At 47.0% G+C, this 8,453-nt stretch carries 7 protein-coding genes; 5 read left to right on the plus strand and 2 right to left on the minus strand.

Annotated elements, in window-relative coordinates; genetic code table 11:
* Positions 1-908 precede the first annotated feature (908 nt).
* On the minus strand, positions 909-2,153 hold the full coding sequence (gene hutI / locus ACVBIK_RS20355) for an imidazolonepropionase (RefSeq protein ID WP_447170390.1): 1,245 nt from the start codon (positions 2,151-2,153) through the stop codon (positions 909-911).
* A gap of 176 nt (positions 2,154-2,329) precedes the next feature.
* Between hutI and hutC the strand changes: the two genes are divergently transcribed.
* The 3 genes from hutC to hutH all read left to right on the plus strand — a co-directional run bounded on the left by hutC (position 2,330) and on the right by hutH (position 6,451).
* On the plus strand, positions 2,330-3,034 hold the full coding sequence (hutC, locus tag ACVBIK_RS20360) for a histidine utilization repressor (protein ID WP_447159122.1): 705 nt from the start codon (positions 2,330-2,332) through the stop codon (positions 3,032-3,034).
* Between the two features lie 179 nt (positions 3,035-3,213).
* A complete protein-coding gene (hutU, locus tag ACVBIK_RS20365; RefSeq protein WP_447159121.1) occupies positions 3,214-4,878 on the plus strand; it encodes a urocanate hydratase in 1,665 nt (554 codons plus the stop codon).
* Positions 4,879-4,918: 40 nt separating this feature from the next.
* Positions 4,919-6,451, plus strand: coding sequence for a histidine ammonia-lyase (gene hutH / locus ACVBIK_RS20370; RefSeq protein WP_447170391.1), 1,533 nt, complete (start codon positions 4,919-4,921; stop codon positions 6,449-6,451).
* Between the two features lie 555 nt (positions 6,452-7,006).
* Here hutH and ACVBIK_RS20375 read toward each other — a convergent pair.
* On the minus strand, positions 7,007-7,729 hold the full coding sequence (locus ACVBIK_RS20375; RefSeq protein ID WP_447170392.1) for a DUF3157 family protein: 723 nt from the start codon (positions 7,727-7,729) through the stop codon (positions 7,007-7,009).
* Between the two features lie 63 nt (positions 7,730-7,792).
* Between ACVBIK_RS20375 and ACVBIK_RS20380 the strand changes: the two genes are divergently transcribed.
* Together ACVBIK_RS20380 and ACVBIK_RS20385 are read left to right on the plus strand one after the other, a co-directional pair.
* The gene (locus ACVBIK_RS20380; RefSeq protein ID WP_447170393.1) at positions 7,793-7,927 is read left to right on the plus strand and encodes a hypothetical protein; all 135 of its coding nucleotides are present in this window, start codon (positions 7,793-7,795) and stop codon (positions 7,925-7,927) included.
* Positions 7,928-8,083: 156 nt separating this feature from the next.
* Positions 8,084-8,326 (plus strand): hypothetical protein, encoded by a 243-nt coding sequence (locus ACVBIK_RS20385; protein WP_447170394.1) that lies wholly within the window; start codon positions 8,084-8,086, stop codon positions 8,324-8,326.
* The last annotated feature ends 127 nt before the right edge of the window (positions 8,327-8,453 follow it).

Consider the following 8,453-nt stretch of genomic DNA (forward strand, 5'->3'; position numbering starts at 1 on the left):
TTGGTTGAGTCTTCATTACGTTTACACCGTTCTATATTAAGGGCAGTTTACCTCATATCGGTGTACAAGTTTATTAAACCACAATATCCTCATGCTTATGGATAAATCACTAACGCTTCCGATGGGGCATCCTGCCCCGCGAAAGCTACGCCGACATCCCTGTCGGCATCACGTGATTGATTCCAACGCACTTCGGCAACTCCGATGGGGAATTGGAGTTTCCTGTAAATTCAGTGGCTAATTTTAGTTTTGTAGCTTGTATCTGTGAACACAGAAACCTAGAGATAGTGCTTTTCTAATCCGGTGCAGATACGGCCGTGACCGTCCATGATCTGGTGAGAGATAACGGAGTTATCAAGCTCTCGAACGAGAGGCAGGATGCCGAACTGGCCTTTAAACAGGGATGTTGTTTGTCATGGCCGAGCTTCCAGGGATGGATTCACAGCGTGTCACGGCAGTATCTGCACATAAGGTCGTTCCTTCACATCCATGTGATCACGACATTCGGACATCCTGTCCAGCACCGACCGCAGGTCATTAGCTGCATTAGTGCAGGAAGTTGCCTTTGAGGTGATTAGATACAAAAAGCAGAAACAGTTAAGCTGCTTTGCTTACTTCGAAGAAACCACCATCGCTAAATGATTGTGCTTTTCTAACCTAGTGTAGATGCGGCTTAGGCCTTTGATGGCATGGATGCCATCGCAGAGCTTACAGGGACGTACTCGTAGCGTGCCTAAGAAGTATCTGCACATACGCTGACCGCAGGTCATTGGTAGCATTTAGACCTAGCAGCGATCAGCTAAGTCATTAGCGACTCCGAACCCAAAAGACACTTCAAAAAGGTAAACTCTGAGGCCAAACAGTACGCCTAAAACGATGAGAAAGCCTCATCGCTCAGGCATTACATATCATTGGTGTACGAGATGACCATTTTTCACCACATCCACACACGATGCCACACCATAGGTGTACGCCAGCTCCGCTGGGGTGCTGATATTCCACATGCAGAAATCGGCGGTCATGCCGACTTCTATTACGCCGACATGGTCATCAATGCCCAACGCCTTGGCGGCATTGCGCGTCATGCCTGCTAACGCCTCCTCTGGCGTTAAACGCAGTAACGTACAGGCCATATTGAGCATCAATAAGCTTGAGCATATTGGTGATGAGCCCGGGTTATAGTCGCTGGCGACCACCATAGGCACCTTGTATTTGCGCAGCAAATCGATTGGCGGGTGTTGGGTTTCACGTAAAAAGTAAAATGCGCCGGGAAGAATTGTGGCGCAGGTACCGCTTTCGCTTAATGCTTTTACGCCGTCTTCATCAAGATATTCGATGTGATCTACCGATTTAGCGCCAAGCTTGGCTGCTAAGGCAGAGCCGCCCATATTAGAAAGCTGCTCTGCGTGCAATTTGATATCCAGTCCAGCATCTTTTGCGGCGGAGAGTACGCGTTCGGTTTGTTCTAAATTGAAGGCGATATTCTCGCAAAACACATCGACAGCATCGGCAAGGTTTTCTGCAATCACGCGCGGTAACATTTCGTTGATCACCAGATCCACATAGGCATCGCTCCTTTCTGTACTACCGAGAGCGTCTTTGTATTCTGGTGGAATAGCGTGTGCGCCTAAAAAGGTGGTTTTAACGTCTACATGATGATGCTTACCCAGTTCGCGGGCGACGCGTAGAATTTTCAGCTCGGTTTCGATATCTAGGCCATAACCTGACTTGATTTCTACTGTGGTCACGCCCTCTTTAGCGAGTGCGTTTAGGCGCTGGCGACCCAGCTCAAATAGTTCGGCTTCATCGGCTTCGCGGCAGGCTTTGACGGTTGAAATGATGCCACCGCCGCTGCGGGCGATCTCTTCGTAACTCGCGCCTTGTAGACGCAGTTCAAATTCATTAGCGCGGTTGCCTGCAAATATTAAATGGGTGTGGGCATCGATTAATCCAGGGGTGATCCAGCCACCTTTACCTTTGTAAATTGGCGTGGCGAATACATCAAATTCAGGCAGTTCGCTACGCTTACCAACCCAAGCTATTTTGCCGTCCTGTACAGCAAGCGCTGCATCGGTAATGGCACCGTAAGGCGCTGAAATGTTTGGCGACATTGTAGCGATGTTGATATCTATCCAGACTTGATCCCATGACATGATGCAGTTCTCTTTAAGGTTGTTTTTTGTGGCACTTGAATACTAACACCAAATATCAGCACTAAAATTAATTTGTGAGCTAGCTTGTATTTACTTGTATATACAAGCTAGGATTGTAGCCGAGTTTTTGAGCATGTAAATAGCGGGCAGCAAGTTTAATAGCAACGGGATAGTTAATGGCAACGCCAAAGTTTGAAGAGATTAAGCAATATATTTTAGCGCAAATTGAGTCTGGCGAATGGGCTGAAGACAGCCGTGTGCCATCTGAAAATCAATTGGCCGAGTTGTTTAATTGCAGCCGCATGACGGCCCGTCGCGCCGTTACTGAGCTAACCGAATCAGGCGTATTAGAGCGCTCTCAAGGCTTAGGCACTTTCGTTGCAGGCCTAAAAACTCAGTCTTCGATGATGGCGATCCGCAATATTGCCGATGAGATCAAAGACCGTGGTCACGGTTATAGTGTGCAACAAGTGTTGCTGACTCAAACCACGGCAACGGGCGCGATTGCGATTGCGCTGGGGCTAGAAGAGGGCGGCGCGGTTTATCAGTCGGTATTAGTCCACTGCGAGCAAGGTACACCGCTGCAGCTAGAAGAGCGCTTTGTTAACCCTAAACTGGTACCCGAGTATTTAGCGCAAGATTTTACGCTGCAAACTCCCCATGAATATTTATCTATGGTGGCACCGTTAACCGAAGCTAAGCACACTATCGAGGCCAAAATGGCCGATATTGCGCAGTTAGCCCTGTTACAAATTGCCGCCACAGAGCCGTGTTTACAGATTACTCGCCGAACTTGGTCACGCCAAGGTGTGGTGAGTTTTGCACGCTTAGTGCATCCCGGCAGTCGATTTAAATTAGGTGGCCACCTGACCTTTAGTTAAAGACGCTGGGGAGTAAAGACGCAGTGGGCTGCCGCTATGTAAGTAAAAGCGATCAACAAAACGCTTTAGCAATGATTCACTAATGATTTACCAAAGAATTGACAGTAAGACAGTAAATATAAAGCTTAAAAATAAGCTGATAAGAAAAACATAAAAACAAATTGAACGAGGTAGTACCGATGGATAAGAGACATGATCCGAGCCGCCGCATTATAGCGCCGACAGGAACAACACTCAGCTGTAAGAGCTGGCTGACTGAAGCACCTATGCGAATGTTGATGAACAACCTGCACCCCGATGTGGCTGAGCGTCCTGAAGACTTAGTGGTTTATGGCGGTATTGGCCGTGCGGCACGTGACTGGGAGTGTTACGACAAAATCATTGAGGTACTGCAGCGCCTTGAAGAAGACGAAACCTTAATGGTGCAGTCGGGTAAGCCAGTTGGCGTATTCAAAACCCACAGTAACGCACCACGGGTGATCATCGCTAACTCTAACCTAGTGCCACATTGGGCAAACTGGGAACACTTTAACGAGTTAGATAAAAAAGGGCTGGCCATGTATGGCCAGATGACAGCGGGGTCGTGGATCTATATCGGCTCACAAGGCATTGTCCAAGGCACATACGAAACGTTCGTTGCTATGGCTAAGCAACACTTTAATGGTTCGTCTGCAGGCAAATGGATCTTAACCGGTGGCCTAGGTGGCATGGGCGGCGCGCAGCCTCTAGCGGGCACTATGGCGGGTTACTCTGTATTGACCTGTGAAGTGGATGAAACCCGCATCGATTTCCGTCTACGAACAAAGTACGTCGACAAAAAAGCCACTAGCCTTGATCAAGCCTTAGCGATGATTGATGAAGCTAATGCTAATGGCAAGCCCGTTTCGGTTGGTCTGCTTGGTAACGCAGCTGACGTATTTGCCGAACTGGTTAAACGCGGTATTACCCCTGATGTAGTGACTGACCAAACCTCGGCGCATGATCCGCTAAATGGTTACCTGCCACAAGGCTGGACGCTAGAGCAAGCGATTGAAATGCGTAAAACCGACGAAGCGGCAGTGGTTAAAGCGGCCAAGCAGTCAATGGCAGTGCAAGTAAAAGCCATGCTAGCGCTACAAGCGGCGGGCGCAGCGACCACCGATTACGGTAACAACATCCGCCAAATGGCATTTGAAGAAGGCGTTGAAAACGCTTTTGACTTCCCCGGTTTCGTGCCTGCATATGTACGTCCGCTATTTTGTGAGGGCATTGGCCCATTCCGCTGGGTGGCACTGTCTGGCGACCCTGAGGATATCTACAAGACCGACGCAAAAGTAAAAGAGCTTATTCCTGATAATCCACATCTACACAACTGGTTAGATATGGCGCGCGAGCGTATCGCTTTCCAAGGTCTGCCGTCACGCATCTGCTGGGTAGGCTTAAAAGATCGTGCTCGTTTGGCACTCGCCTTTAACGAAATGGTAAAAAATGGCGAGCTTTCTGCGCCAATTGTGATTGGTCGCGACCATTTAGATTCCGGCTCTGTTGCTAGCCCTAACCGCGAAACAGAATCTATGCTCGATGGTTCTGATGCGGTATCGGATTGGCCGTTAATGAACGCACTACTGAACACGGCAAGCGGTGCCACTTGGGTATCCTTGCATCACGGCGGTGGTGTTGGTATGGGCTTTAGCCAGCACTCAGGTGTGGTGATTGTGGCAGATGGCAGTGATGACGCTGCGGCGCGCTTAGGTCGCGTACTGTGGAATGACCCGGCAACAGGGGTGATGCGTCACGCCGATGCGGGCTACGATATCGCTAAAAAATGTGCAAAAGAGCAGGGCTTAGACCTGCCAATGCTATAAGCCGCTCTCATCGAGCAGTATAAGAATAAGAGGCATTAACATGAGTCATTTAGTATTAACTCCGGGTACGTTAACCCTATCGCAAATCCGTGAGATCAGTCGTGGCAAGGTAACATTAGAGCTAGCACAAAGTGCTATCGCCGATATCAACACCAGTGCAGGGCTAGTACAGCAAGTATTGGATGAAGGCCGCACAGTTTACGGTATTAACACCGGCTTTGGCTTGTTGGCAAACACCAAGATTGCTGCTGACGACCTGCAACTGCTACAGCGCTCTATTGTGCTGTCTCACGCTGCAGGTACCGGCAAACCTATGAGCGATGCGACTGTGCGCTTGATGATGGTATTGAAGATCAACTCACTGAGCCGTGGTTTTTCTGGCATTCGTTTAGAGGTGATTAACTTCCTGATCGCACTAGTGAATGCTGAAGTTTATCCCTGTGTGCCAGAGAAAGGTTCTGTCGGTGCATCGGGTGACTTAGCGCCGCTATCACACATGTGTTTGCCACTGCTTGCAGAAGGCGAAGTGAGTTATAAAGGTCAGCTAATTAGCGCCGCGCAGGGTCTTGAAATCGCCGGGCTTAAACCACTTGAACTGGCGGCCAAAGAAGGGTTAGCACTGCTTAACGGTACTCAAGCTTCAACGGCATTAGCACTTGAAGGTCTGTTTAACGCAGAAGATCTGTTTGCTGCAAGCTCAGTGATTGGTGCCATGAGCGTTGAAGCGGCAATGGGCAGTCGTAGCCCGTTTGATGCACGTATTCACGCTGCTCGTGGTCAAAAAGGTCAGATTGATTCGGCGGCTGTGTTCCGTCATCTGCTCGGTGATGAGTCTGAGATCAGCCTAGATCACGTTAACTGTGAAAAGGTACAAGATCCTTACTCACTGCGTTGTCAGCCACAGGTGCTTGGCGCATGTTTAACTCAAATTCGCCACGCGGCAGACGTGCTCGGCACAGAAGCTAACGGCGTTACCGATAACCCACTGGTGTTCCAAGACACTGGCGATATTATCTCTGGTGGTAACTTCCACGCCGAGCCTGTGGCTATGGCTGCGGACAACTTAGCGATTGCGATTGCTGAGCTTGGTTCTATCGCTGAGCGCCGTATCGCGTTGTTGATTGACTCTAATCTGTCGAAACTGCCTCCATTTTTGGTTGAAAACGGCGGGGTTAACTCAGGCTTTATGATTGCGCAGGTAACGGCTGCTGCATTGGCATCAGAGAACAAGACCTACGCGCACCCTGCGTCAGTCGATAGCTTGCCAACCTCTGCAAACCAAGAAGATCACGTGTCGATGGCAACCTTTGCGGCGCGCCGACTACGCGACATGTCAGAAAACACTCGTGGTGTATTGGCGGTTGAACTGCTTGCTGCAGCGCAGGGTTTAGATTTCCGTCGTCCACTGCAACCAGCGTTCGCCGTGGCTAAAGCCAAAGCAGAGTTACGTGAGCTGGTGACTTACTACGATAAGGACCGTTTCTTCGGCCCAGATATCGAAGCCGCAACTAACTTGTTGCTAACAGCCAGCTACAACGCTTACTTGCCAGTCGGTATTTTGCCAAGCCTATAGGTTGTAGATCCAGTTAGTCGTTGCAAAAAGGGCCTAAGGGCCCTTTTTTTGGCTGTCGCTTAGTGAAGTAGAGCTGAGACGTTTTTTTCGCCATTTTAAAGTTAGATCTGTCGCTAGCGAAAAAGAGCAAAAAATTATTTTTTATTTATATTAAAGATTAATCTCAGTGTGTAATAAGCTGTCTAATATTTTGAGTGTGTAGTTAGCTAGTGACTAGTGTGCTTGATTGTGTAAGCACTTGGGTGGTGTTTTGATTTTGTTTTGTGTGTTTTTGATAAATTTAATGAAATAGTTTTTATTGGTTTAATAAATACTTTTTGAATGTCCTGAAAATATAATTATTTTGAATTAAGTTAACTTGGTTTAGGTGTGCTTTTTATACTTGTTAGTGTTGATAGTATTATTTAATGGTTTTATTTCTGTTGTTGTAAATAGATTTATGGAAAACTTAGAATAGTATTATCGCAGCTGGGCGGGCGGGATAAAGCAAAAAGCCTGCGTTGGTAGAGCACCGCAGGCTTCGATTGTGCGCTTAGGTATTCATTTCGCTATTGCTTACATGCGTGAATCCATCTCACCGATTTTTAAACTCATCAGCTGCTTGCTCCACTGAGCTTTGTCGATGCCCTCTACCCAGAATACGCGGCTATCGCGAGTCTGTCCTTTGCGAAGATAAGTATCTGGAATTCTGAAAATAGCCTGCCATACCTTGACGGTTTCTTTTTTGATTAATGCACCTGAATCGGCGAATAGGCTGATCTCTAACTGAATCATTACATAGTGCTCAGGGCTGTTACTGCTCAGATCGAATGTGAGTCCAAGACGACCATCGTCATCCCATTGGCTGTTTAACAAGCTGACTTTTACGCCGCTTTTAGCAGTTGATTTTAATAGTTCAGATTGTGCAATAGCATTTGATGTCAGTGTTTCTGTGTTAGCCGGTAGTGTTGTTGGTACAGCTGCCGTTGTTGCTCGCGTTGCATTCTTTGTGGCAGTTGTATTTTCTACTGCGGTTGCGCTTCCTGCTACTGCTGCACTTTTTGCAACCGCTGTACTGTCTGCAATCGCTGCAGCGCCGACAGTTGCTGGTAGAGTGACAGGCACTGCGGTATCAGGCTTTGTTTGACTCTCAAGAATGACATATTCCCAAGTAAAGTCGTCGTTTAGTTTAACCGTGGCGCCATTTTCTAAGGTAACTCTTGTTACTTCTTCAGCTAGAGCTGGGATAGAAAACATTAAGAACGCAATCGAGGCGTAGATTCGCAGGGTTTTATACATGAGTGTTAACCTATTAACTGAGATTGGCTTAGCATAGACAAACTGCTAAAGGATTGATACTGCATGAAGTTAGATTTAAACGGTAGAGATTTAAACGTTTCAGAACTTAAGGATCGCACTAAAAAACTATCCTGCCTCTATGCTGGCTTTATGATCCCTGCGTTGCAACCCTATACTCATGATGAGACTCAAGTATAAGCTCGAACGCATCGCTTGGGGTGAACTGTTGCTTGAGCGGGTGGACGAAATATAAGCGATACAGTACACTCCCTGCAAAATTTAAACAGCAGTTAACTTTATAACATTAAACAATATTATGAGTATGATTGTAGGGACTTTATAAAGAAGGGAATCATGAAAATATTGAATGTTTGTATCATTGCTATTGTTGCGCTGGGATTCGTTTTTGTCGTTATAAATGTGGGGATGGGTGCTGTAAAAACGGCGGACTATACAGAGTCATGTGTTCATGTCGATAATGTGTTTTTTAAACAGCATCATTTTTCCGGTAATACACCTTTTACGTCTTTTAAGGCTGGGGAATATCAAGTTAAAGGTGCGATTTTATTTTGCAGAGCTTTCAATATGTTTAATTGAATTAGGGGGAAGTAACTCTAGTCGGTTGGGAATAACTTAAATTGAGAAAATGGAGACTGTAACTAACTTTGTGTAACTGCTTATCAAACTGTACTCTAAAAAGAGTCAAGGATAGGCATATACTCAT

Source organism: Shewanella sp. 125m-1 (genome assembly GCF_052977065.1).